A 25147-nucleotide genomic window follows, 5' to 3' on the forward strand; every position below is an offset into this window, starting at 1 on the left:
CCCCCTGTGACAGCCCCTGTGACGGCGAGTGAGGCGAGTACCGAAGCGCGGTCCACGGGCAGCACCCTGGGGCCGGCCTTCACCGGCGGCAGCGGCCCCTGGCTGTACGCCGAGGACGGCACGGCCTGGTTCGACGGGACCGCGGGCAGCGGCGCCGCGACCCTGGGCCACCAGCACCCGGACGTGATCGCCGCCGTGACGGCCCAGGCCGGGCGCCTGGCGCACACCGGCTGCAAGCTGGGCTCGGACGTCCGCAGGCGGATGATCGGGCGGATCGGCGCGCTGTCCCCGTACACGGAGCCCGCGGTGCTGCCCACCACGACCGGCGCGGAGGCGGTGGAATCCGCGCTGAAGATCGCCCGCGCGGCCACCGGCCACCGGGCCGTGGTCGGCTTCCGCTACGGCTTCCACGGCAAGACGGCCGGAGCGCTGGGGCTCACCTGGCGGGCGGAGTTCAAGACCTACAGCGGGTTCGGGGACGACGACGGCCGCGCGCCGGTCGTCATCGCGGAGTTACCCGATCCGCGCGAGCCGGGGCCGGACGACGCGGCCCTGTTCGCGGACGGGCTGTCCGCGGCGCTGGACGCCGCCGACCGGCGCGGCGGCACCGCGGCCGTGCTCCTGGAGCCGGTCCAGGTGACCGAGGGCGTCCTGGACGTGGCGCCGGAACTGCTGGACGAGATCGCCCGGCAGGCGCACTCCCGGGGCGCGCTGCTGATCCTGGACGAGATCTACACCGGACTGGGCCGCGCCGGGCGCCTGTTCACCGCCGAGCTGATGACCCGGAAGCCGGACCTGACACTGCTCGGCAAGACGCTGGGCAACGGCTTCCCGGTCGGCGCGGTGGTGGGGGAGCGCGCGGTGGTCGACGCGCTGCCGCCGGGCGTGCAGACCTCCACCTTCTCCGGCAACCCGGTCTCCTGCGCCGCCGCCGAAGCGGTCCTGGACGTCGTCGTACGGGAGGACCTGCCAGGCCGGGCACGGCAGCTGGGGAAACGTTTGCGCGCCGACCTGGACGCGCTGGCCGCCCGGTATTCCTGGATGCGGGCGGTCCGCACGACCGGCGCGCTGGCCGCCTTCGACTGCGTACGGGACGGGCGGCCGGACCCGGAACTGGCGCGGGCCGTCACGGGCGGCGCCCTGCGCGGCCGGCTGCTGCTGTTCGGCGGCGGGCCGGAGGGCGCCAGTGTCAAGATCGTGCCGCCGGCGCTGCTGGACGACGACGGCTACCGGTTCCTGATCGGCGCGCTGGGGACGGCGGTGGCCGAGGCCGCCCGGAACGGCGGCCTCATATGACCTTCCAGCAGCTCGAAGAGGACGTGCTGGCCCCGCAGCTGTGCACCGTGTGCGGCGCCTGCGAGCTGGCCTGCCCGGCCGGGGTGATCGGCTTCGACGAACTGGACCCGGTGCTCACCGTGGCCTCCTGGACCGCCGCCGACTGCGGGGAGTGCACCGACTGCCTGGACGTCTGCCCGGGAGCCGACCCCGGCACCCCGGCCGCCGAGGAGCGCCTGTTCGGCCGCACCCGCACCCCCGACGAACGCTGGGTCGGTGTCTTCGGGGAGGTCGTCGCCGGGCATGCGCTGGACCCCGTGGTGTACGAGGCGTCCGCCAGCGGCGGCAGCCTCACCGCGCTGCTCCAGACGGCGATGCGGGTGCTGGGCGTCACGGCGGTGCTCTCCATGGGGCGGGACGCCGAGCAGCCCTGGCGGGCGGCGCCCGCGCTGGTACGCGACCCCGGCGAGCTGGTGGAGACCGCTCAGTCCACGTACCAGCTCGCCCCCTACCTGGGCGCGTTACGCCGGCTGATGACCGAGGAGCCGGACGCCCGGGTCGCCATGTCCGGAGTGGCCTGCCACATCCAGGCGATGCGCAAGCTCCAGGCCATGGACACCGAGATCGGGCGGTGGGCACGCGACAAGGTCGTGCTCCTGGTCGAGCCCGCCTGTTCCTCCAGTACGCGCCCCGAGGGCACCGCCGCGGTAATACGGGAACGCGCCCATGTTCCGGTGGAGTCGGTGGTGCGGCTGCGCTACCGCGAGGGCGAGTACCCGGGCAACATCGGCATCCGTACGCGGGACGGCGTGGACCACCAGGTGGAGTTCTGGCAGGCGGTCCGGGACTTCGCGGGCAACAAGACGCACCGCTGCCTGTCCTGCGGGGACTGGATGTCGGGGCTGGCCGACGTGAGCGTCAGCGACGGCGACCCGAACATCTTCGCCGCGAGCGTCAGCGGCGAGGGGCAGCCCAAGCACGGCCGGGTGTTCATCCGTACCGCGACCGGTGCCGAAGCGGTGGCCGCCGGGCGGGAGCACGGGCTGCTCACCCACGAACCGGTGGACCTGGCGGGCCTCAACCTCGGCCTGGAGCGCAAGCGCAACCGGCGCGCCACGTACGAGCGCTCCGGCCGGCCGGTGCCGCTGGGGCCGATACCGGGACACCGCGAGGAACTGGAGATCGTGCCGGACGAGCGGTGGATCGCGGCACCCGAGCGGGAGGACGGCCATGCGGCGAAGGGCCGATGAGGTGATCGGGACGGGCGCGGTGCCGCTCGGTGGCGAGTCCGTACCGGCCGGGGCGCTTCCGTTACCCGTACGGCAGCTGGTCGCGCACGGGAGTCCCGAGCCGGTCGTCGAGGAGGTGCTGCGGCAGCCTCCGGAACGCGGCGAGATACGGCTGCGGGCCGCCTGGAGCCTGGTGAGCCCGGGCACCGAACTGCACTACCTGGACCGCTCGGCCCGCACCGGCGAGCGCTTCGTCCTCGGGTACTGCTCGGCCGGTGTGGTGGACGCGGTCGGCCCGCAGGCCCCCGGGTTCGCGCCCGGCGACCGGGTGATCGCCATGGGCTGGGGCGAGGCCGTGCACAGTGGTGCGGTCACCGTGCCGTACCGGCTGTGCCGCCGGGTTCCGGACGGCCTGGACCTGGTGGACGCGGTGGTGGCGGGGCTGGCGGCGACCGCGGTGCACGCGGTGGACCGGGCCGTACTGGAGCCCGCGGACGAGGTGGCCGTGGTGGGCGCGGGCATGGTCGGCCAGCTGGTCGCCCAGATCACGGCGGCCCGGGGCGCCCGCACCACCCTGCTGGACCTGCGCCCGGAGCGGCTGCGCACCGCGCCCGCACTCGGGCTGGCCGCTGCCGACGGGGAGCGCTTCTTCGCGGAGGAGAGCGCGGTCCCGGGGCACGGCGGCCGGTGCGTCTTCCTGTGCGGAACCGGGGACGCCGGAGCCACCGTCGCGGCGGCCGCCCGCTGGGCGGGCCGGGCCCCGGGGCGCCCCCGGCTGGTCGGCGTGGGCAGGTTCGCGGCGCACATCGACTTCAGCGTCGAACTGGGCAACCTGGACATCCGGTACGCGGCCCGCTGCGGCGCCGGATACCGGGACGCCTCGTACGCCCGCGGCCTGACCGACGTCGTGGCGCCGGCCGGCGAGGGCACGGTCACCGAGAACCTGCAACGGGCGCTCGACCTGATCGCCTCCGGCGCGATCCGTCCGGCCCTGATGGGGCTGCCGCGCCTCCCGCTGGAGCGGGCCGCCGAAGCCTACGCGCGGCTGCGCGAGCGGCCCGCGCACCCCGCCGTCCTCTTCGCCCACGGCCCGGCCGCGGTGCCGGAAGGGAGCGCCGCGCCATGACCACGACGGCACCTTCTGCCGAAGTGCCCACCGGACACCGTCCGTTCCCGCCCGCCGAGCAGGCCGGAACCCTGGTGCACCGCTTCCTGGAACAGGCCGCCGCCCACCCCGGGCGCGAGGCCGTGGTCACCCCCGAGGTGCGCTGGACCTACCGGGAGACCGCCGGGCGTGCGGCCCGCGTCGCCGGCTCGCTGACCGCGGCCGGACTGCGGCCCGGCGACCGGGTCGGGCTGCTCTTCTCGCACGGCGCCGAGATGATCGCGGCGCTGCTCGGCGTGTTGCAGGCCGGACTGTCCTACGTACCGCTGGACGCCGCCTACCCCGAGCCGCGCCTCGCCTTCATGGCCCGGGACGCGGGCGTACGGGCCCTGGTCGCCACCGAGAAGCTTCTGCCGCTCGCGAAGCAACTGGCGAACGGCCAGCCGGTGTTGGCGTACCAAGACCTTGTGGCGGGAGACGAGTCGGACGCCGTACGGGCGCATCCCGACGGCGAGGCGTACGTCCTCTACACCTCCGGCTCCACCGGGCAGCCGAAGCCGGTCGCGCAGCTGCACCGCAACGTGCTGCACCACGCGCGGGTGTGGACCGACGGTCTGGCCATCGGCCCGCTGGACCGGCTCACCCTCCAGTCCGCCTACAGCTGGGACTCGGCGGTGCAGGACACCTTCGCCGCCCTGCTCAACGGCGCGGCCCTGTACCCCGTCGACCTGAAGTCGCTCGGCATCAGCGGCCTGCTGGAGTGGATGGCCGCCGAGGAGATCACGGTCTACCACTCCACGCTGCCGGTGTTCCGCGCCCTCGTACGGGCCATGGAGTCGCGGGGCACCGCCCTGCCCGCCATGCGGATGCTCGCCCTCGGCGGTGACACCCTGCACCTGGCCGACCTCGACGCCGCCCGGCGGGCCTTCGCGGCGCACTGCCGGGTGGCCGGCGCGTACGGCTCGACCGAGTGCTCCTGCGCGCTGCTGCGCGTCGCCGACCGGGACTACCGGCCGCCGACCGGCGTCTTCCCCCTGGGCTTCCCGGTGACCGCCACGCAGGTATGGCTCCAGGGTGGCGACGGGCGGCCGGTCGAGGGGCCGGGCGAGGGCGAGATCGTCGTACAGAGCGACTACCTGGCGCCCGGCGCGGTCGCGGACGGGCGGACGTACCGTACCGGCGACCTCGCCCGGTGGCTGGCGGACGGCACCCTGCTGCTGATCGGCCGCCGCGACTTCCAGGTGAAGATCTCCGGGATCCGGGTGGAGACCGGAGAGGTGGAGAGCGCGCTGAAGGACCTGCCCGGGGTGCGCGAGGCGGTGGTGATGCCGTTCACCGACCGGCTCGGCGAACGGCAGCTGGCGGCGTACCTGGTGGCGGCCGACGGGGCGCGTACCGAACCGGCCGTCCTGCGCGCCGCGTTGCGCGGGGTGCTGCCCGACCACGCGGTGCCCACCGCGTACGTCCTGCTCGACGCGCTGCCGCTGACCCCCAACCACAAGATCGACCGGGCCGCGCTGCCCGATCCGCTCGCGGCCCGGGAGACCGGGCCGGCCGCCGGTGCGCGCGGCGCCGGGCCGCTGGAGCGGGCCGTGGCCGAGGCGTGGCGCGACGTGCTCGGCACCGCCGCGGTCTCCCCGGACGACAACTTCTTCGACCTGGGCGGGACGTCCCTGCGGGTGGCCGCCGTCCATGAACGGCTCACCCGCACCGTCGCGCCCGGACTGCGGATGACGGACCTGTACCGGGCGCCGACCATCCGGAGCCTGGTGCGGCTCATCGGCAGCGGCCGGGAGGACTCCGCGGCGGGCACCGCCCGGGGCGCCCGCAGGCGCGCCGCGGCCCGGGGCGGTGCCCGCCGGGCCGCGGTCCGTACCCGCCCCGCCAGCCCGCCGCCGCACCCCCAGCAACCAGCAGGAGGAACCAGTGACTGACCGTCCTTACGCCGACGCCGCCGCGGCGGACGGCGCCGACCTCGACGGCCGGATCGCCGTCGTCGGCCTGGACTGCCGGCTGCCGGGCGCCCGCGACCACCACGCGTTCTGGCGCAACCTGCTGGCGGGCACCGACCAGATCCGCGACGTGGACGAGGAAGAACTCGCCGCCGCCGGCGTCGAGCCCAAGACACTGGCCGACTCCCGCTACGTACGCCGGGCCGCGACCGTCGAGGACGCGGACCTCTTCGACGCCTCCTTCTTCTACCTCAGCGCCCGCGAGGCCGAGCGGATGGACCCGCAGCTGCGGCTGTTCCTTCAGTCCTCCTGGAAGGCGCTGGAGCACAGCGGCCACGACTCCGAGCAGTACGCGGGCCGCATCGGCGTCTTCGCGGGCGCGCTGACCAGCACGTACCTGCTGAACAACGTGCTGACCGGGGAGCAGGGCTTCGCCGGGTCGCTGCCCAGGATGCGCCAGGACCTGGCCACCCTGATGGGCAACGACCCCAACTACCTGGCCACCCGCGTCTCCTACCACCTCAACCTCACCGGCCCCAGCATCTCCGTGCAGACCGCCTGCTCCACCTCGCTCGTCGCGGTGCACCAGGCGGCGCAGAGCCTGCTGGCTCAGGAGTGCGACGTGGCGCTGGCCGGCGGCGTCGCACTGCGCTTCCCGCAGGAGGCGGGCTACCGCCACGAGACCGACGGGATCGCCTCGGCGACCGGCACGGTGCGGCCCTTCGACGCGGACGCGGACGGCACGGTCTTCGGCAACGGCGTCGGCGTGGTGGTCCTCAAGCGCCTGTCGGACGCGCTCGCCGAGGGCGACACCGTGTGGGCGGTGCTGCGCGGCTCCGCTGTCGGCAACGACGGCGCCGACCGGGTCGGCTACACCGCACCGGGCGTCACCGGCCAGGCCGCCGTACTGGCCGAGGCGCTGGCCGTCGCGGACGTGGACCCCGCCACCGTCGGCTACCTGGAGGCCCACGGCACGGGTACGAAGATGGGCGACCCCATCGAACTCGCCGCCGCCGCACAGTCCTATCAGGTGGACGGCGCGCCGCCGCTGACCATCGGGTCGGTGAAGGCCAACCTCGGCCATCTGAGCACCGCGGCCGGCGTCACCTCGCTCATCAAGTGCGTGCTGATGCTGCGGCACCGCACCCTGGTGCCCACCCCGCACTTCACCGAATGGAACCCGCAGTGCGAGGTCGCGGGCACCCGCTTCCGCATCGGGACGCAGGTCGAGCCGTGGGAGCCGGGGGCGGACGGCGAACCGCTGCGCTGCGCGGTCACCTCCACCGGCATGGGCGGCACCACCGCACACGTCGTCCTGGAGGAAGCCCCGGCGCCCGCCCCGGCGGAGCGGCCCGCCGACCCCGTCGTCCTGTTGCCGGTCTCGGCCAAGTCCCCGGCCGCGCTGGAGACCGCACGCCGGGAACTGGCGGACCATCTGGAGGGCACGGCGCCCGAGGTGCCCGACGCACTCGGTGACACGGCCCTGGAGGACGCGGCCTACACGCTTGCCACGGCCCGCCGTACCTTCAACTACCGCGCCGTGCTCACCGTCCCGGACCGCGAGACGGCCGTACGCGCGCTCCGCAGCGGCGATCCTCGCTTCACTCACCAGGACTCCGGGCAGCCCGCCGACCGCCCCGTCGTGCTCCTCTTCCCGGGCCAGGGCGCCCAGCACCCCGGCATGGGCCAGGGCTGGTACCAGCACCTGCCGGTGTTCCGCGAGGCGCTGGACGAGTGCGCCCGGCTGCTGGAACCGCACCTGGGCCTGGACCTGCGGGACGCCCTTTACCCGCGGCTGCGGGAGTACACCGGCACCCCGCACGACCTCAACCGCACGCGGCTGACCCAGCCCGCGCTGTTCGTGGTGGAATACGCGCTGGCCCGGCAGTGGATGGCCTGGGGCGTGCGCCCGGCAGCGCTCATCGGGCACAGCGTCGGCGAGTACGTGGCCGCCACCCTCGCCGGGGTCTTCCGGCTCCCCGACGCCCTGCGGGTGATCGCCGAGCGCGGCCGGCTGGTGGACGAACTGCCCGGCGGCGTGATGGCGGCGGTCATGCTGCCGCCCGCCGAACTGGCCCCCTACCTCGAAGAAGGCGGCGAGGTCGCGCTCGCCGCGGTCAACGAACCCGCGGTGTGCACCGTGGCCGGCCCCAAGGACGCGGTCCGCGCGCTCACCACCCGGCTCACCGCCGACGGCGTCGCCCACCGGAAGGTCGTCACCTCGCACGCCTTCCACTCGGCCATGATGGACCCGGCCGTCGGACCGCTCACCGAGCTGCTGCGCGGCGTCCCGCTGCACCGCCCCGAGATCCCGTTCCTGTCCAACCGGACCGGCACCTGGATCACCGACGAGGAGGCCACCGACCCCGCGTACTGGGGGCGGCACCTGCGCGAGACCGTACGGTTCGCGGACGACGTGGCCACCGTGCTGGACGGCGAGCCCCCCGTCTTCCTGGAGGTGGGTCCCGGCCAGACGCTGGCCACCTTCACCCGGCGCCACCCGGACCGGGAGACCGGCGTACCGGTCGTCACCTCCGCCGCCCGCGGCCGGGACGCCGGCGCCGACCTGACCGCGGTGACCGCCGCGCTCGGCCGGCTGTGGGCGGCCGGTCTGCCGGTGGACTGGCAGGGCCACTACGCGGCCCGCGGGCGCCGTCGGGTGCCGCTGCCGACGTACCCCTTCGAGGGCACCCGCTACTGGGTCGAGCCCGGCACCGGGACGCTCACCGGCGCGGGCGGCGGCTCCGGCGACGGCGTACGCAAACTCCCCCTCGACGCGTGGTTCTCCGCTCCGGTCTGGCGCCAGGCCGTGGGCACCCTCGACGCGCCCGCCGAGCCGGCCGCCGACCCCGTGCTGCTCTTCGCCGACGCGCAGGGCACCGCCGCCCGGATCGCCGCGCACGCCTGCGCGGGCGAGGTGCTGACCGTACGGGCCGGTACGGCGTACGGGCGGGACGGCGACACCTGGACCCTGCGGCCGGACTCCGAGGAGGACCACGCCCGCCTCGTCGCCGACCTGCTGGCCGAGGAGCGGCTGCCGGACCGCGTCCTGCACGCCTGGTCCACCGCCCCGCTGCCCGCCGAACGCGGCAAGGACCGCTTCGAGACCGCCCAGCGGCACGGCCTCTACAGCCTGATCGCCCTGGTCAAGGCGCTCAGCGAACACGGCGTCAGCAAGCCGCTCCAGCTCGACCTGATCAGCGCGGGCGCCTACGCCGTCAGCCCGGCCGAGCCGGAACCGGCGGCCGAACTGGTCCCGCTCGCCGTCGCCGCCCGGGTCATCGGCCAGGAGCACGGCAACATCGGCGCCCGCCACTTCGACCTGCCGGCCGCCGTGGACGAGCGCTCGTTGCGCACGCTGGCCGCCGAACTGGCCGGGCAGCGCCGCCCCGAGGTGGCCACCACGCTGCGCGGCGCCACCCGCTGGATCACCGACCTGGAGCCGGTACGCGCCGACTGGACCGCCAAGGCCGTCTCCCGGCTGCGCGAGGACGGCGTCTACCTCATCACCGGCGGCCTCGGCGAGATCGGTGCCACGATCGCCCGGTGGCTGCGCCGCGAGTGCCCTGGCGCCCGCCTGGCGCTGCTCACCCGCGATCCGCTGCCCGACCGTGCGGAGTGGGACGCCTGGCTGGACGCGCACGACGAGGACGACGGGACCTCGCTGCGCATCAAGCGGCTGCGGGCCCTGGAGGACGGCGGCGGCGAGCCCTTCCTCGTGCACGCCGACGTGGCCGACGAGGACGCGCTGCGGGCCGCGGTGGAGCAAGTGGCGTCACATTTCGGTGAGTTGCACGGTGTCGTACACGCCGCCGGGCTGCCCAGCGAGCAGTGGGACCGGGCGATCACCGCGGCCAGCGCCGAGCAGTGCCAGTGGCACTTCGCGCCCAAGGCCCACGGCCAGATCGCCCTGGAAAAGGTGCTGTCCGGCCACGACGTGGACTTCGTGCTGCTGCTCTCCTCGCTGGCCGGTGTGCTCGGCGGTCTGCGGCTGCTCGGCTACGGCGCCGCCAACCATTTCATGGACGCCGCCGCCGAGCGGGCCAACCGCGGCCTGGACCGTACGGTGTGGATCAGCGCGGCCTGGGACGTGTGGCAGCACCACCAGGACGAGAAACGGGCGATCTCCGCGATCGGCCGCAGCATGGACGACAAGGCGATCCAGCCCGACGAGGGCCTGGAGGCCATTCGCCGCCTGCTGACGCTGCGCGATGTCTCCCATGTCGCCGTGTCCACCTGGGACATCGCGCACCGACTGGACCAGTGGGTGCGCGACGAGCGGATCGCGCGTCCGACGGCGGGCACCGCCGCGGCCGTGGACGGCGCCGGCGGACCGGAGACGGCGGACGACCTCACGGGGCAGGTGGCCCGGCTGGTGCGCGGCGCGCTCGGGGCCGAGGACATGCCGCTGGACGGGGACATCTTCGAGTTCGGCGGTGACTCGCTGCTGATCGTGCGGCTGCTGTCGGACCTGCGGGACCAGTTCTCGGTGGAGGTGCCGCTGGCGGACGTGCTCGGCGAGCCGACGCCCGCGGCGCTGGCCGCGCTCGTACAGCAGCGGCTGGACGCCCGTACGGAAGCCGCTGAGGAGCCGGCACAGGCGCCCGCCGAGGACGACATCGAGGCGCTGGCCGCGCAGCTGGCCGCCCTCGACCCGGAGGACATCGAACACCTGCTGGCCGAGGTGCGGCAGGGCGGCCAGAACGACCGAGACCGGCAGGAACAGGAGCGCTGACCGTGGACTTCAGCCTGATCTTCTTCTCCGGGGACGAGAAGAACAAATACCGCTTCGTGCTCGACGCGGCCCGCTACGCGGACGAGAACGGCTTCACCGCCATCTGGACCCCGGAGCGGCACTTCCACCGCTTCGGCGGCCTCTACCCCAACCCCTCCGTCCTCGGCGCGGGCCTGGCCATGCACACCCAGCGCCTCCAGATCCGGGCCGGCAGCGTCATCCTCCCGCTGCACAGCCCGATCCGGGTCGCCGAGGAGTGGGCGGTCGTCGACAACCTCTCCCGGGGCCGCGCCGGTATCGCCCTGGCCACCGGCTTCAGCCCGCTGGACTTCGCCATCCGGCCGGAGGGCTGGTCCGACCGCAGGCAGCGCACCTTCGACGCGGTGGGCACCATCCGCGAACTGTGGGAGGGCGCGCCGGTCTACGTCCAGGACGGCCTCGGCAACCACGTGGAGGTCGAGCTGCACCCGCAGCCCGTCCAGCCCGAACTGCCCATCTGGCTGACCTGCACCAAGAGTGTGGAGACGTTCGAGACGGCCGGACGGCTCGGCTGCAACGTGCTGACCGCGCTGATCGACATGACCAACGAGGAGCTGGAGGAGAAGCTCGCGGTCTACTACAAGACCCTGGAGGAGTACGGGCACGATCCGGACAGCACCACGGTCACGCTGATGCTGCACACCTTCATCGGCACCGACCTGGACGAGGTCCGGGAAACCGTCCGGCCCCCGTTCAGCGACTATCTGCGCTCCTTCTTCACCGTCATCGACTCGCAGAAGAAGAACCTGGCGCCAGGTGCCGGGGTCCGCGACATCTCGGCCGGCGACCAGGACGAGCTGATCAAGTTCGCCTTCGACAAGTACTTCGAGAAGGGCGCGCTGCTCGGCACCCCGGACTCCTGCGCGGCGGTGGTCGACCGCTTCCAGGGCATGGGTGTCAACGAGATCGCCTGCCTGATCGACTTCGGGGTCGACGAGGACCTCGTCGTGCAGAGCCTGAGCCACCTCAACGAACTCCGGAGGCGCTACGCATGACCGCCGCCCCCTCCCGGGCCGACCTCGTCGCCCGGCTCACCGGCCTCACCCCCGGCCAGCGTGCGCGCCTGCGCCGCCGCATTCCCCAAGTACTCGCCGAACGGCGCAGGTTGACGCCGGGGCAGCGCCGCCTCTGGCTGACCCAGCAGCGGCTGCCCGGCCACCCGGTGGACGTGGTCTGCCAGGCCGTGCACCTCACCGGCGGTCCGGTGGACCTCGACACGCTCGCCGAGCGCGTACGCGGTTTCGCGGCCCGGCACGAGGCGCTGCGGACCACCTTCGAGGAGGGCGGCCCGGGCCTCCGCCCGGTGGTGCACGACGAACTGCCGCCCAGGCTGTCCCGTACCCGCTGCGCCGATGCCGACGACGCACACCGGCTCGCCCGGGAACTGGCCGCCGAGCCGTTCGACCTGGCAGCCGGGCCGCTGCTGCGGGTCACCCTCGCCGAAGGGCCCACGCCCGACGAGGCATGGCTGCTGGTCGTGGTGCACAACCTCGTCTTCGACGCATGGTCCTTCGAGCTGCTGCTGGACGAACTGGCCCGCCCCGCCGGGACCGATCCGGCCGCCGCGCCCGCCTTCAGCGACCACGCCCGCGAGCTGCGGCAGTGGCTCGGCAGCCCGGCCGGCCAGGAAGCGGCCGCCTACTGGGCCGGTGAGGTGGCCGACGCCCCGCCGCCGCTGCCCACCGACCGGCCGCGCCCCGCCGACGGCACCTCGCGCAAGGGCGGCCGCGTGGACTTCACGGTGTCCCGTGCCGTCACCGAGGGGATCGCCGCGACGGCACAGCGCGAGGCGGCCACCGCGTACGCCGGATGGCTGGCCGTGGCCTGGGCCGCGCTGGCCGAGTTCGGCGGCCGTCAGGACGTCCTGCTCGGCACGTTCACCGCGGGCCGGGACCGGCCGGGCACCGCCGAAGTGGTCGGCTATCTGCTCAATGTGCTGCCCGTACGGCTGCGGGACTCGGCCGACGGCACGCACGCCACCCGAGTCCGTGCCGTCCGTACGGCGACCCGGGCCGGACTCCGGCACGCCGCCTACCCGGGCGAACTGGTCGCGGCGGAGGTACGGCCCGCCCGGGTCCCGGGCGACCACCCCCTCCTCGACGCCGTCTTCGTCTTCGACAACCTCGGCGAGGGCGGCCGGGAGATCCAAGGCGCCCGCGCGGACACCGCCGACCTCGACAAGGGCACCGCCCGCTACGACCTGACGCTGGCCGTCTACCCCGGCCCGCAAGGCACCCAGGGCTGGTTCGAGTACGACCGCGAGCTGTACGACGAGGCCACCGTGCGCCGTCTCGCCGAGCGGTTCACGGCCCTGGCCGAGGCGGCGGCCGGAGCGGGAGGCCACGAGTGACCACCGCACGGCTGTGTGCCCCGGCCTACGAGCTGGGCGAGTACGCCGAACCCGTCACCGAGCTGCCGGAACTGCTGGCGGACCCCGAGGCCGCGGCCCGGCTGACCGCCCCGGCCGCCGGGTTCGACACCTACCACTGGTCGGACGGCCAGGTGGTGGAGCTGATGGCCGCCGCCGCCCAGCGCACCCTGGGCGAAGCCGGCGTACCGGGCGACGAGGTCGATCTCGTGCTGCTGGCCACCGACTCGCTGCCGCGCGACCGCTCCGCCCACCGGGACGTGGCCGAACTGCTCCAGGAAATCGGGCTGACCCGCGCCACCGCCAGCACGCTCGGCCTGATGGACTGCGCCACCGCCATGGCCGCCGTCGGCACCGCCGCCTCCCTGGTCCGGGACGGCAGCGCCCGCCACGTCCTGGTCGTCACCGGCGACCTGGCCGACCACGCCACCGGCGGCGAACGCATCGTCGCGGGCGGCGCGGCCATCGCCAGTGACGCCGCGGCCACCGCCCTCGTATCGGCCACCGCGGCCGGGCTGCCGGTGCTGGGCATGGCCCACCACGCCGCCCCGGAGACCCTTTCCGCAGAGCCCGCGCGGCAGCAGCTGGCGGCCCGGATCGCCGCGCACCGCGAACTGTTCGCCCGGCTCGCGGAGCGCCACCCGGTCCGGCCCGAGGACGTCCGGGCCGTCCTGCCCAGCAACTTCGCACGCAACGTGCTGGAGATCTACCTGTCCGATGTCGGTTATGGCGGCGACCGGCTCGCCCTGGGCAACGTCGGCCGGATCGGCCACTGCCTGGGCAGCGACCCGCTGATCAACCTCGCGGACCGGCTCGCGGAGGCGAAGGCCGCCGGGGAGGACGCGGGCGGCCCGGACGACCTCCTCGTGCTGCTCGGCGCGGGCATCTCCCACCTGGCGGCCGTGCTGCTGGGCGCGCGCCCGCTGCCGGCGGGGGAGGGGCCCGGGTGAGCGCGGCCTATGTGAACGGCTGCGCCGCGGAGTTGGGCCCGATCCGCCGCAAGGTCGCCGAACTCCCCGAGTACGCGGCCGGACCACCGGACGCGGGCACCGGCTTCGCCGAGTACCGCGAGGCCGAGGGCGGCATCCTCGGCCTCCTCGGCCCGGCCGTGCGGGGCGCCCTGGACGCCTCCGGAACTGACCCGGCCACGGTGGACACAATCCTGCTCGCGACCGAGTCGCTGCCCGCCGACGGCCCGGACCGGCCCGCCCTCACGGGCCTGCTGGACGATCTCGGCCTGCGCCGCGCGTACCCGGTGATGCTGGGCCTGGCCGACTGCTCCACCGCCATCGCCGCTTTCGACATCGCGGCGTCCCTGGTGCGGTCGGGCGCGTCCGGGACGGTGCTGGTGGTGTCCGGGGACCTGGTGCGTACGGTGCTGCCGGGCGGGCGGGTGGTGCTGGGCGGCACCGCGGTCGCCGGGGACGGGGCCGCGGCGGCCGTGGTCTCCGGGCGGCGGTACGGGTGGGAGTTGCTGGGCGGGGCCCGCGGGATCGCCCAGTTCGAGCCCGGGCCGCCGAGCCGCCTCTTGGGGGCCCAACTGGCCATGTACCAAACGGTGTTCGCCGACCTGTGGAAAGTCACGGGGCTGACGGCACGGGATCTGGGGACCGGCGCCGTGCTGCCCAGCAACCTCGCCCGGGACGCGCTGCGGACGTTCCTGGGCGAGGCCGGAATCGCCGACCGCCAGATGTACCTGGACAACGTGCCGCGTATCGCGCACTGTCTGGGCAGCGACCCACTGATCAATCTCGCCGACCGTACGGCCGGGGGCGCCGAACCGTCCCCCGTCGTACTGCTGGGCACCAGCGCGGCGCACGCCGCCGCCGTTCTACTACGTCCCGTGGAGGAATGAACACATGCCGACGGCAGAGGAGAGGACCGCCGGAATCTGGCGGGAGATCCTGGACCTGGACACCGGGACGCCCATCGGCCCGCAGGACGACTTCTTCGCCCTGGGCGGCACGTCCCTCCAGGCCATGTCCCTGGTGCAGCGGCTGCGCGAGGAGTTCGGGGCCCCGGTGGCGCTGAGCGCGCTGCTGGCGGACGCCTCGCTGCGCGCCGTCGCCGCCGCGGTGACGGCGGACGCGGCCGGGCACGAGGAGACCGCCCGGCCGTGAAGATCCAGTCTGTGGCCGCCCTGCGGCAACTCCCGCCCCGCACCCGGGCGGTGATGGGCGCCAACCTGGTCAGTTCGGTGGGCACCGGACTGGTCCAGCCGTTCCTGGTCCTGTACCTGACCCGGGTGCGCGGGCTGCCGGTCGGCTCCGCCACCGCCGTCATCTCGGTGATCGCGGTGGCCTCGCTGCTGGGCGGACCGCTGGCCGGACGGCTGGCCGACGGCCGCTCGCTGCGCGCCACGGCCGCCGCCGCGATGACCCTCGCGGCCCTCGGCACGGCCTCCTTCGCCCTGGTCACCGGGGCGGGCGGCGCGGTACTCGCCGGGTCGGCCTACGGACTGGCGTACGGCGCGATGCTCTCCGTATGGAACACCGCCATCGCCCGGAGCGTGACGGGGGAGGCCCGGTCCACCGCCTTCGGGCTGCAGTTCGTCGGGCTCAACGCGGGGGTGGGGCTCGGCGGCCTGCTCGGCGGGATCTTCGCCTCGACGGCCGATCCGGGCCGCTTCCAACTGCTGTACGTCTGCGACGGCCTGTCGTTCCTGGCGGCCGGCGCGGTCCTCGTCCTCGCGGTGGGGCGGCGGGCACCCGGGCCGGACCCGGCCGCGCCGGAACCCGCCGCCGGACCCCGCGGCTACGCCGTCGTCCTCCGGGACCGCGCACTGCTCAAGGTGCTCGCCTTCACCGTCGCGCTGATGGTCGTGGGATACGGGCAGCTGGAGTCCAGCATCCCCGGGCTGGTCGCGGTGCGCGGCATGGACGCGCGGATCATGGCGTGGGGCTTCGTCGCCAACACCTGCTGCATCGTGCTGATCCAGTTCGCGGCGGTCACCCGCATCTCCCGCTCCCGGCCCGCCGTCCTGCTCGCCGGGACCGCCGGGAGCTGGGCGGCGAGCTGGCTGCTGCTCCTGCTGGCCACCGTCAGCGGCGGTACGGCGGCGCAGGCCGCGCTGGTGATCGGCGCGCTGGCGGTGTTCGCCGTGGGGGAGGCGCTGCTGGCCGTGGCGCTGCCCACCCTCGTCAACACGCTGGCCAGTGACCCGGTGCGCGGCCGGTACAACGGGGCCTATTCCGCGGCCATGTCGGGCGGCTTGGTGCTGGGCCCGCTGCTGGGCGGCTGGCTGCTCACCGGCGGCCGGCCCTGGCTGCTGGCCGTGGTCCTGGGCGCGGGCTGTGTGGCGTGCGTGGCCTTGGCGCCGCGGCTCGAGCGGCTGGGCGGCCCGGCGGACGGCGCGCGGACGGCTGCGTCCGAGGAGCCGGACGTACAGAACCTCAGTGATCCGTACGAGGACGAAAACAAAGACGGAAACAAGCACGAGGGCGAGCCGCAGCGGCTGGGCACCGGGGGTGGGCGATGACAGCCGTACACGAGGTCTTCCGGCGGCGGGCGGCGGAGCGCCCGGAAGCCACCGCCCTGCTCCACGGCGAGCACACCGTCAGCTACCGGACGCTGGACCGTGCCTCGGACGCCTACGCCGCCGAACTCGCCGCGGCAGGCGTACGCGCCGGGAACATCGTGCCGGTGCTGATGCCGCGCTCCCCGCGCTATGTGGCGACCGTCCTGGCGATCCTCAAGCTGGGCGCCGCCTACGCGGCCCTGGGCCCCCGCTGGCCCGCACCCCGGATCGCGGACCTGATCCGGCGGGCGGACGCCCCGCTGATCGCTGCCGACTCCGGCGGCAGGCCCGGGACCGCGTCGGTCCCTGTCTGGGCGCCCGGAACAGACCTGGAGCAGGCCGCCGCCACCGGCAGCGCCCCGCCCCCGGTGACCGTACGGGAAACGGACACCTGCTGCGTCTTCTTCACCTCCGGCAGCACCGGCCGCCCCAAGGGCGTGCTCTCCCCGCACGCGGGCACGGTACGGCTGTTCACCCCGACGGAGCCCCCGGCCCGCTTCGCCGACCTCGGCCCGGACACGGTCTGGCCGCAGGCCGCCCCGCTGCCCTGGGACGCGGCCTCCCTGGAACTATGGGGAGCGCTGCTCAACGGGGGCACCTCCGTGCTGGTGGACGAGCCCTACCTGACGGCGGACGGGCTGCGCGACCTCGTACGCCGGGCGGGCGTGAACACGCTGTGGCTCACCGCCTCGCTCTTCAACCTGCTCGTGGAGGAGGACCTGAGCTGCTTCCACGGGCTGCGGCAGCTCATGGTGGGCGGCGAACGGCTCTCGCCCGCCCACGTCCGCCGCTTCGTACGGGCGCACCCCCGCATCACCCTGGTGAACGGCTACGGCCCCGTGGAGACCACGGTCTTCGCCACCACCCACCGGATCACGGCCGCCGACATCACCGACGGCCCGGCCCCCACGCAGATCCCGGTCGGCCGCCCGGTCGGACGGACCGAAGTCCTCGTCCTGGACGAGGAAGCACGGCCGGTCCCGCCGGATACCACCGGCGAGATCTGCGTCGCGGGCGCCGGGCTGGCCCGCGGGTACCTCGCGGACCCGGAGCAGACCGCGCGCAGTTTCGTCGACATCCCGCTGGACGGTGCCGTACGCCGTGTCTACCGCACCGGCGACCTGGGCTTCCGCTCCGCCGACGGCACCCTGCACTACGCGGGCCGCCGCGACCGCCAGGTCAAGGTGCTCGGCCACCGCATCGAACCGGGCGAGGTGGAAGCCGCGGCGGCCCAGGTGCCCGGGGTGCTCCGGTGTGCCGTCGTCCCGCTGATGGCGGACGGGCGGTGCGAGGGGCTGGCCGCCGCGTACACGGTGCGGGACGGCCGGGAGCCGGTGAGCGCGGAAACGGTACGCCGCGCGCTGTCCGAGCGGCTGCCGGAGTACCTGGTGCCGCGGGAACTGGCCGCCGTGGCGCGCTTCCCGCTGACCGACAACGGAAAGCTGGACACCGCCGCGCTGCTGGACCTGATCACGGCGCAGACGCAGACGGCCCGGCCCCGGGCCGACGCGTGCCGGGTCCGTGATGCGGAAGACGGATCGGTGGCGGGCCAAGTGACCGCGGCCTTCGCGCAGATCCTGCGCAGGGACCCGGACGACGTGCCCCCCGACGCCTCGTTCTTCGAACTGGGCGGTACCTCGCTGGACGGAGCCCGGCTGTGCGTCCGCATCGGCGGACGTACCGGCGTCCCCGTACCGGCCTCCGTACTGATCGCGGGCCCGACCGTACGGGACCTGGCGCGGTGGATCGAGAAGCGGCAGGCGGAAACGGGGGAGCCCGCGCGGCCCGCGCACACAGGCCCGCTGACGCTGCTCCCCGTCCAGAGCGGCTTCCTGTTCGAGCAGCAGCTCGACCCGTCCGACACGTCGGCGCACTGCGTGCTGCTGTGGCGGGTGACGGGCGCCTTCGCCCCGGAGGCGTTCCGGGCCGCGGCGGACGACGTACACCGGCGGCACCAGTCGCTGCACGCCCGCTACGTCTTCGACCGCCAACCGGTGGCGCTCCTGGACGGCCCGGCCGCACCGGTGGACGTACGGCTCCTCGACCCGGCCGGGGACGAGACGGCCGCGCTCAGGGCCGTCCACACCGAGCTGCACCGGCCGCTGGACATCGGTGCCGGAGCCAACTGGCGGTGCGTCATGACGCCGACGGAGACGGGCTGGCTGCTGGGGATCGTCGTACACCACATCGCCTTCGACGGCGGCTCCGCACGTCCGCTGGCCGAGGATCTGTCGGCGGCCTACGCGGCCCGGCTGCGCGGCGAGGAGTCCCGGGCCGCGCGCCCTGCCCCGCTGGCGGCCGTCCTGGCGGGCCACCGTGCTCAGGTGAACGAGCACACCGGCGAGGAACAACGCGCGTACTGGCGTAGTGAGCTGACCGGCGTACCGCCGCTGGCCTTGCCGGCTCACGAGACGCCTCCCGAGACGCCTCCCGAGACGCCTTCTGAAAGCGCGGCCCCCACCTTCACCCTCTCCACCACCGAGTACGCGGCTCTGGAAGAGCGGGCCCGGCACCACGGCAGCACCCGCTTCGCGGTGCTGCTGGCGGCCTACGCCGAAGCCCTGGCAGCCGTGAGCGGGCAGCGCGATGTGGCGGTGGGCGCGCCCGTCGCCAAGCGCTACCACCCGGACACCGCCGACGCGATCGGCTGCCTGATCGACGTGGTCTGCTTCCGGATGCGCCCGGCCGGAGACGGTACGGCGAACGCGCTGCCCCGCCTCCTGGAGGGCATCCACGCCGGTCTGGCCGCGCAGGACGTGCCGTTCGAGGAGGTGGTACGGCTGGCCGCCGACCCGGCACGGGACCGGACCCGGCATCCGCTCTTCCAGACGATGTTCGCGCTCCAGGAGGGGCCGCCGCAGCGCCTGGGCCTGGAGGGCTGCGTGACCGAGCCGGTACGGGAACCGGACCCGCGGGCGGTGCACGAGCTGGAGGTGGAAGTGTGGCCGGACGGCGCGGGCGGCGCCCGGGTGGTCTTCGGGCACCGGCCGGACCAGGTGTCCACCGCGTTCGTGGCACGGGTGGCCACCGCGTACCGCCTCCTCCTGCGGCAGCCGGACCGGCCGCGAGCGAGCGGACCGACGCGGTGAACGGCGGCGTGGACGGCATGGAAGGACCGGCCCGCCACCGGTCCCGCATCCACGAACTGGACCGGGACATCGCCCGGCTCATCCGCCTGCGCACCGCCGAGGACCGCCGCCTCCAGGACGCGCGCCGCGCCGTGGGACACCCCCGTACGGACCTGGCCTGGGAGAACGCCGTACTGCGCGGCTACCAGGAGGCGCTGGGCCCGGCCGGCGCGCAACTGGCCCTGATGCTGCTGGGGCTGGGCCGCAGCGCGCCCCCGGGGCCGGCAGTGGAACCGGAAGAACGGAAGAAGGAGCACACCAGCACATGACAGCGCCCGAACGCGGCTACGCGGACTACCAGTACCAGATCTACGTGCGAGGGCTCCAGGACGCGATCCCGCCCTTCACCACCGACCTCAGCGCTCTGGAGGACCAGGCCCGCGACCGCCTCGGCCCCAAGCCGTACTGGTACATCGCCGGCGCGGCGGGCACCGGCGCCACCGCACGCGCCAACCGCGCCGCCTTCGACCGGCACCGCATCGTCCCGCGCATGCTGCGCGACGCCACCGCCCGCGACCAGCGCACCACCGTACTGGGCAGCGAACTTCCCGCCCCCGTCGTCCTCGCGCCGATCGGGGTGCAGTCCATCGTCCACCCGGAGGGCGAACTCGCCACCGCCCGCGCCGCCGCGGCGACCGGTGTCCCGATGGTGCTGAGCACCGCCGCCTCGCACACCATCGAGGAGGTCGCGGAGGCCGGCGGCGACGGGCAGCGCTGGTTCCAGCTCTACTGGCCGCACGACGACGAGGTGACCGCCAGCATCCTCAAGCGGGCCCGCACATCCGGCTACACGACCCTGGTCGTCACGCTGGACACCTGGCAGCTCGCCTGGCGGCCGCACGACCTCGACCAGGCCTATCTGCCGTTCCTGCGCGGCGGCGGGGTGGCGATCCCGCTATCCGACCCGGTCTTCCGCTCCCGGCTGGAGCGCCCGGTCGATGAGGACCCGCAGGGCGCGGCCATGCAGTGGCTGCCGATCTTCAGCGGCAAGGCGCACACCTGGGACGAACTGGGCTTCCTGCGCGAGCACTGGGACGGGCCGATCGTCCTGAAGGGCATCGTGCACCCCGAGGACGCGCGCCGGGCGGTGCAGGCCGGGATGGACGGCATCGTGGTGTCCAACCACGGGGGCCGGCAGGTGGACGGGGCGGTGGCCGCGCTGGACGCGCTGGTCGACGTGGTGGCGGAGGTCGGCACCGAGACGGAGGTGCTGTTCGACTCCGGGATCCGCAGCGGCGCCGACGTCTTCAAGGCGCTGGCCCTGGGCGCGCGGGCGGTGCTGCTGGGGCGTCCGTACGTGTACGGGCTGGCCCTCGGTGGCGCCGCGGGTGTGGAACACGTCGTACGCGGCCTGCTCGCGGACTTCGACCTGACCATGGGGCTGTCCGGGTGTACCACGATCGCGGACATCGGTCCGGACACGCTGCACGCGGGGAACGGCGGGGAGGCGGGGCGGTGAACCGGCGGGCACGGAAGACCGGTTGGACTGCTCTGGCCCTCACCGGCGCCTGCGCGCTCGCGTTCCAGGCCGCACCCGGACCGGCGCAGGACTCCGAGGACGGCGCCTGGCCGCCCAGCACCGGCAAGGGCCCCTGCACCGTCGGCAAGACCACCGATGTCGGGGCACGCATGCGGGACGGCACCGTGTTACGGGCGGACGTGTACCGGCCGCGCACCAAGGAGAAGGTGCCGGTCATCCTGATGCGCACCCAGTACGGCAAGCAGGCGGCCGAGGTCCAGCCCTCCAGCTACCAGTCCCCGGAGTGGTTCGCTTCGCACTGCTACCTCGTCGTGGTGCAGGACGTGCGCGGCCAGTACGCCTCGGACGGCGACTTCTACGAGTTCGCCAACGAGGGCAAGGACGGCTACGACAGCGTGGAATGGGCGGCCCGGCTGTCCGGCTCCAACGGCAAGGTGGGGATGTACGGCTCCTCCTACGTGGGCGCCACCCAGTGGCTGGCCGCCCAGGAGCGCCCGCCGCACCTGAAGACGATCGTGCCCGACAAGACATCCGACGACTACTACGACGGCTGGACCTACGAGGGCGGCGCCTTCCGGCTGAACTTCGTCATCCCGTGGGCCATGCGCAAAATCGTCCCGTCCGCCGCCGCGAACCGCGGCGACTGGGACACGTACCACCAGGTCAACCGGGATTACCAAGACGTTCAGAAGTGGCTCGGCAGCGCCCCGTACAACCGCTTCGAGCCCCTGCATCCCGGTGACCCGAAGGTCGCCCCGTACTTCTTCGACTGGATCCGGCACCGTACGTACGACGACTACTGGCGCAGGTGGGCCCCGAAGGAGAACTACGGGAAGGTCGACATCCCGGTCCTCAACTACGCCGGATGGTACGACGCCTTCCTGGACGGCTCGGTCCGCAACTACCAGGGCATGGTCCGGCGCGGCGGCTCCTCCGCGGCCCGCGCGAACCAGCGGCTGGTCGTCGGCCCCTGGGACCACACCGGCTGGGGCCGCCCGACCAGCAACCCGGCCCCGCTGCTGAAACAGATCGGCCCGGCCGGCAACAGCCCCGTCAACGAGATGATGCTCGCCTGGTGGGACCACCACCTCAAGGGCAAGGACAACGGCGTCCGCGAGAACGGCGTGGACTACTTCGTCATGGGCGCGAACAAGTGGCGCACCGCGCCCTCCTGGCCGCTCCCGCAGACCCGCTGGACCGACTACTACCTCTCCAGCACCGGCCACGCGGCCGGCAACACCCAGGACGGCACACTGTCCACCGCCCCGCCCGCCAAGGGCACGCCGGCCGACCACTACACCTACGACCCGCGCAACCCGGTGCCCAGCGTCGGCGGCCACTCCTGCTGCACGGCGGCCATCAGCACCCAGGGTCCCTACGACCAGCAGCAGATCGAGCAGCGCCCCGACATCGCCGTCTACACCGGCGCCCCGCTGACCGAGGACACCGAGGTCACCGGCCCCATCACGGTCACGCTGTACGCCAGGTCCTCGGCGCCGGACACCGACTGGACCGCCAAGCTGGTCGACGTCCACCCCGACGGCACCGCGGTGAACCTCAACAGCGGCATCGTCCGCGCCAGTTACCGGGAGTCGCTGAGCGATCCCACACCGATCGTGCCCGGCAAGGTGTACGCGTACAAGATCAAGGTGTGGCCGACCAGCAACCTGTTCAAGAAGGGCCACCGCATCCGGCTCGACATCTCCTCCAGCGACTACCCCCAGTACGATCCGAACCCGAACACCGGCAACTGGCTGGGCGAGTCCACCGAGCGGCGCACCGCTCGGCAGACTGTGCTGCACGACGCGGCGCACCCGTCGAAGGTGACGCTCCCGGTGATCCCGGACGGCGGCCGGGACCAGGGCAGCGGCACCCCGCCGCAGAAGTAGCGCCGTCCCGTAGACCAACAGCAGAAACCGACATCACCGACCGAAAGGCAGGACATGCACGACGTACGCCGGGCCCGTACGACCGACCACACCACGCTCGTGGAGTGCGTACAGCGCTGGTGGGGCGACTCGCGCACCCCCGAACAGGCGCGGCAGCTCTCCATGCTGCTGCCCCGGCTGTTCCTCCAGCACTTCGCGGACACCAGTCTGGTGCTGGAGGACGGGACGGGGGTACGGGCGTTCCTGGTGGGCTTCCACTCCGCCGACCGGCCCCACGAGGCGTACATCCACTTCGTCGGCGTGGACCCGGAACTGCGCAAGCAGGGTGTGGCCCGCCGGCTCTACACCGCCTTCTTCGAGCGCGCCGCGGCGGCCGGCCGTACCGAGGTACGCGCCATCACCTCGCCGCAGAACACCGGATCCATCGCCTTCCACCGGGCCATGGGCTTCGAGCTGGACGCGGGCGACCGGGAGGTGGACGGCGTGCCGGTGCAGGGCGACTACGACGGGCCGGGGCAGGACCGGGTGGCCTTCCGCAAGAAGCTCGGCGCCCCGGAGGTCCGCACCCTGGCGCCCTTCACGACGCGTGCGGCGGTGCCGGAGGACTTCGACACCGTCGTCTCGGTGGTCGACGACTGGTGGGGCCGCCCCGCCTCCCGCGACCTGACCCGGGTGTTCGTGAACCACTTCCACGACACCAGCCTGATCGCCGAGCGCGACGGCGAACTGGCGGGCTTCGTCGTCGGGTTCCTCTCCCCGTCCCACCCGGAGGAGGCGTACATCCACTTCACCGGGGTCAACCCCGCCTGGCGGCGCACCGGCCTGGGCCGCTTCCTGTACGAGCGGTTCTTCGACATGGCCCGGGCGAACGGCCGGACCGTCGTCAAGGCCATCACCTCGCCGCAGAACGCCCGCTCCATCGCCTTCCACAGCGCGCTCGGCTTCACCCCGTCCGACCCGATCACGGACTACGACGGCCCCTCGCTGGACCGGGTCACCTTCCGGCGTGAACTGTGAGCCGGCGGTAGCTCTCAGGAGGCCGGGGGCGGCGGCATCACCTCGCACAGCTCCTCCGCCGCCTGCCGCCACAGCGCCGGGATCCGGTCCGCGCCCGGCACCGCCGTGTCGCTGAGCATGGCGATCTGGGCGGTCGAACGGTAGGTCGTCAGGCAGACGTTGAACGGGTGGCCGGGCGGCAGCAGGGTCAGCGGCAGCAGGTCGGCCAGGGCCGGCGGAATCACGTCCTCGGCCACCCCGCACGGCATGTACGACGAGATCACGGGAGCGTACCGAGGGTCCAGCATCCGGCGGAAGGCGAACCTGACGAGCCGGTCAGGGGAACTGTCCAGCAGGTCCTGCGCGGTCTGCCGTACGCGTGTCGATTTGAGCCGGGCGGCAGCCGCCACCGTACGCGTCAGCCGACGCCGCGGGTCACTCTCCTGGCACGGCAGCCACACCCGCTTCAAGAAGAGCCGATTGCCCCACGTCGACGGCTCCTCGGGGTGCCGGACACTGAACGGGACGGCGACCGCCAGCGGCGCGGGGGTCCGGCCGGTCTCCAGGAGCCAGGCGCGCACCGCTCCGGCCAGGGCGGCGAGGTGGACATCGTTGACCGTTCCGCCGGCAGTACGGGCGACCGTACGCAATCGGGGGAGCGACGTGGTGGCCGTCGACACCTGACGCCGGCCCGAGAGCTCCCACGGCGCGCCCAGTCCGGTCGGCGGGAAGCGCCGGTAGTCGGCGTACAACGCCGCGGACGTGCCGACCGCCCGCAGTGCCCGGCCCATCGGCGAGCCGCTGCCCGCGTGGAAGGCGGGCCGCGGGGCCGGCCCGGGACCCGCCGGAGCGAGGAGGGTCTGCAGCGTCTGTCGGATCGCCAGACCGTCCTGCCGGCTGTGGTGCACGCGGTACGACAAGGCCCAGCCGGTCCCCGAGGAGGGCCGCACCAGCCGCAGTTCCCAGCCGATGCCCGGGGGAAGGCGCTCGGCCCACACCAGCTGGGCCGCGTCCAGCACGCACGAAAGCCCCTCACCCGGGACGACCGTCTCCACGACATGCCGGTCCAGCCGGAAATCGGCAGCCGGCAGCCAGGCGACGGCCGTGCCCGCCGCGCACAGCTCGTGCGAGAGCACCGGCAGTATCCGCAGCGCCCTGCCGACCGAGTTCCGCACGTTGTCCAGCGTCGGCGCCCCATCCGTCAGATACGCGATGCTCCCCACCTCCAGGCGGGCGTGCGGGGAGCTTTTCCCGAACGCGAGGAAGGCCCGGTCGATGGGTGAAGGACGGGAAGGTGCCGGGGAATTCACAGGCGGCCTCCTTTGCGCGATCCGCCGGAGGCGGGTTCCGGCTCGCTTCTCGACCATGCGGCACGACCGGGCCGGGGGGAAGGGGGCGAGGAAGGCCGTTCACCGGTACGGATGACCCGATGAC

17 protein-coding genes are annotated in these 25147 nt (G+C 73.9%); 16 read left to right on the plus strand and 1 reads right to left on the minus strand.

What is annotated here, in order from left to right; all coding sequences use genetic code 11:
* Positions 1-18: 18 nt before the first annotated feature.
* Genes IH45_RS0100265 through IH45_RS0100340 form a run of 16 tightly spaced genes read left to right on the plus strand, consistent with a single transcriptional unit; the run spans position 19 to position 23734 of the window.
* A complete protein-coding gene (locus IH45_RS0100265; RefSeq protein ID WP_234440374.1) occupies positions 19-1296 on the plus strand; it encodes an aspartate aminotransferase family protein in 1278 nt (425 codons plus the stop codon).
* On the plus strand, positions 1293-2525 hold the full coding sequence (locus tag IH45_RS0100270; protein ID WP_030659546.1) for a Coenzyme F420 hydrogenase/dehydrogenase, beta subunit C-terminal domain: 1233 nt from the start codon (positions 1293-1295) through the stop codon (positions 2523-2525). The genes IH45_RS0100265 and IH45_RS0100270 overlap by 4 nt, the downstream gene beginning before the upstream one ends.
* Entirely contained in the window at positions 2506-3630 is a 1125-nt protein-coding gene (locus IH45_RS0100275) for a 3-hydroxyacyl-CoA dehydrogenase NAD-binding domain-containing protein (RefSeq protein ID WP_107058548.1), read from the plus strand. Before IH45_RS0100270 ends, IH45_RS0100275 begins: the two co-directional genes overlap by 20 nt.
* Complete coding sequence (locus IH45_RS1000000147625) at positions 3627-5543, plus strand: non-ribosomal peptide synthetase (protein WP_050514401.1); 1917 nt, start codon at positions 3627-3629, stop codon at positions 5541-5543. Before IH45_RS0100275 ends, IH45_RS1000000147625 begins: the two co-directional genes overlap by 4 nt.
* Positions 5536-10296: a type I polyketide synthase gene (locus IH45_RS1000000147630; RefSeq protein WP_050514402.1), complete on the plus strand. Its 4761-nt coding sequence runs from the start codon at positions 5536-5538 to the stop codon at positions 10294-10296. The genes IH45_RS1000000147625 and IH45_RS1000000147630 overlap by 8 nt, the downstream gene beginning before the upstream one ends.
* A gap of 2 nt (positions 10297-10298) precedes the next feature.
* Entirely contained in the window at positions 10299-11330 is a 1032-nt protein-coding gene (locus IH45_RS0100290) for a MupA/Atu3671 family FMN-dependent luciferase-like monooxygenase (protein ID WP_030659556.1), read from the plus strand.
* Positions 11327-12685 carry a condensation domain-containing protein gene (locus IH45_RS0100295; protein WP_030659558.1) on the plus strand — a complete coding sequence of 453 codons (1359 nt, stop codon included), beginning with the start codon at positions 11327-11329 and terminating at the stop codon, positions 12683-12685. Before IH45_RS0100290 ends, IH45_RS0100295 begins: the two co-directional genes overlap by 4 nt.
* Entirely contained in the window at positions 12682-13653 is a 972-nt protein-coding gene (locus IH45_RS0100300) for an acyl carrier protein (protein WP_078897073.1), read from the plus strand. The genes IH45_RS0100295 and IH45_RS0100300 overlap by 4 nt, the downstream gene beginning before the upstream one ends.
* A complete protein-coding gene (locus IH45_RS0100305) occupies positions 13650-14558 on the plus strand; it encodes a beta-ketoacyl-[acyl-carrier-protein] synthase family protein (protein ID WP_050514403.1) in 909 nt (302 codons plus the stop codon). Before IH45_RS0100300 ends, IH45_RS0100305 begins: the two co-directional genes overlap by 4 nt.
* A 4-nt stretch (positions 14559-14562) precedes the next feature.
* The gene (locus IH45_RS0100310) at positions 14563-14823 is read left to right on the plus strand and encodes an acyl carrier protein (protein WP_030659564.1); all 261 of its coding nucleotides are present in this window, start codon (positions 14563-14565) and stop codon (positions 14821-14823) included.
* Positions 14820-16181, plus strand: coding sequence for an MFS transporter (locus IH45_RS0100315; RefSeq protein WP_030659566.1), 1362 nt, complete (start codon positions 14820-14822; stop codon positions 16179-16181). Before IH45_RS0100310 ends, IH45_RS0100315 begins: the two co-directional genes overlap by 4 nt.
* Positions 16178-19309, plus strand: coding sequence for a non-ribosomal peptide synthetase (locus IH45_RS0100320; protein ID WP_050514404.1), 3132 nt, complete (start codon positions 16178-16180; stop codon positions 19307-19309). The genes IH45_RS0100315 and IH45_RS0100320 overlap by 4 nt, the downstream gene beginning before the upstream one ends.
* The gene (locus IH45_RS0100325; RefSeq protein WP_030659569.1) at positions 19306-19617 is read left to right on the plus strand and encodes a chorismate mutase family protein; all 312 of its coding nucleotides are present in this window, start codon (positions 19306-19308) and stop codon (positions 19615-19617) included. The genes IH45_RS0100320 and IH45_RS0100325 overlap by 4 nt, the downstream gene beginning before the upstream one ends.
* On the plus strand, positions 19614-20807 hold the full coding sequence (locus IH45_RS0100330) for a lactate 2-monooxygenase (protein WP_030659571.1): 1194 nt from the start codon (positions 19614-19616) through the stop codon (positions 20805-20807). The genes IH45_RS0100325 and IH45_RS0100330 overlap by 4 nt, the downstream gene beginning before the upstream one ends.
* Positions 20804-22717, plus strand: coding sequence for a CocE/NonD family hydrolase (locus IH45_RS0100335; protein WP_030659572.1), 1914 nt, complete (start codon positions 20804-20806; stop codon positions 22715-22717). The genes IH45_RS0100330 and IH45_RS0100335 overlap by 4 nt, the downstream gene beginning before the upstream one ends.
* 54 nt (positions 22718-22771) lie before the next feature.
* On the plus strand, positions 22772-23734 hold the full coding sequence (locus IH45_RS0100340; RefSeq protein WP_030659574.1) for a GNAT family N-acetyltransferase: 963 nt from the start codon (positions 22772-22774) through the stop codon (positions 23732-23734).
* A gap of 14 nt (positions 23735-23748) precedes the next feature.
* Here IH45_RS0100340 and IH45_RS0100345 read toward each other — a convergent pair whose 3' ends face one another.
* Entirely contained in the window at positions 23749-25023 is a 1275-nt protein-coding gene (locus tag IH45_RS0100345; protein ID WP_030659577.1) for a WS/DGAT/MGAT family O-acyltransferase, read from the minus strand.
* Positions 25024-25147 lie beyond the last annotated feature (124 nt).

The sequence above is a fragment of the Streptomyces rimosus subsp. rimosus genome (genome assembly GCF_000720725.1).
Classification (GTDB): domain Bacteria; phylum Actinomycetota; class Actinomycetes; order Streptomycetales; family Streptomycetaceae; genus Streptomyces; species Streptomyces rimosus_A.

Bases quoted from the DNA above. Each gene is read 5' to 3' on its own strand.
- IH45_RS0100270 (WP_030659546.1), top strand. From the start codon at position 1,293: ATGACCTTCCAGCAGCTCGAAGAGGACGTGCTGGCCCCGCAGCTGTGC.
- IH45_RS0100275 (WP_107058548.1), top strand. From the start codon at position 2,506: ATGCGGCGAAGGGCCGATGAGGTGATCGGGACGGGCGCGGTGCCGCTC.
- IH45_RS1000000147625 (WP_050514401.1), top strand. From the start codon at position 3,627: ATGACCACGACGGCACCTTCTGCCGAAGTGCCCACCGGACACCGTCCG.
- IH45_RS0100295 (WP_030659558.1), top strand. From the start codon at position 11,327: ATGACCGCCGCCCCCTCCCGGGCCGACCTCGTCGCCCGGCTCACCGGC.
- IH45_RS0100310 (WP_030659564.1), top strand. From the start codon at position 14,563: ATGCCGACGGCAGAGGAGAGGACCGCCGGAATCTGGCGGGAGATCCTG.
- IH45_RS0100320 (WP_050514404.1), top strand. From the start codon at position 16,178: ATGACAGCCGTACACGAGGTCTTCCGGCGGCGGGCGGCGGAGCGCCCG.
- IH45_RS0100330 (WP_030659571.1), top strand. From the start codon at position 19,614: ATGACAGCGCCCGAACGCGGCTACGCGGACTACCAGTACCAGATCTAC.
- IH45_RS0100340 (WP_030659574.1), top strand. From the start codon at position 22,772: ATGCACGACGTACGCCGGGCCCGTACGACCGACCACACCACGCTCGTG.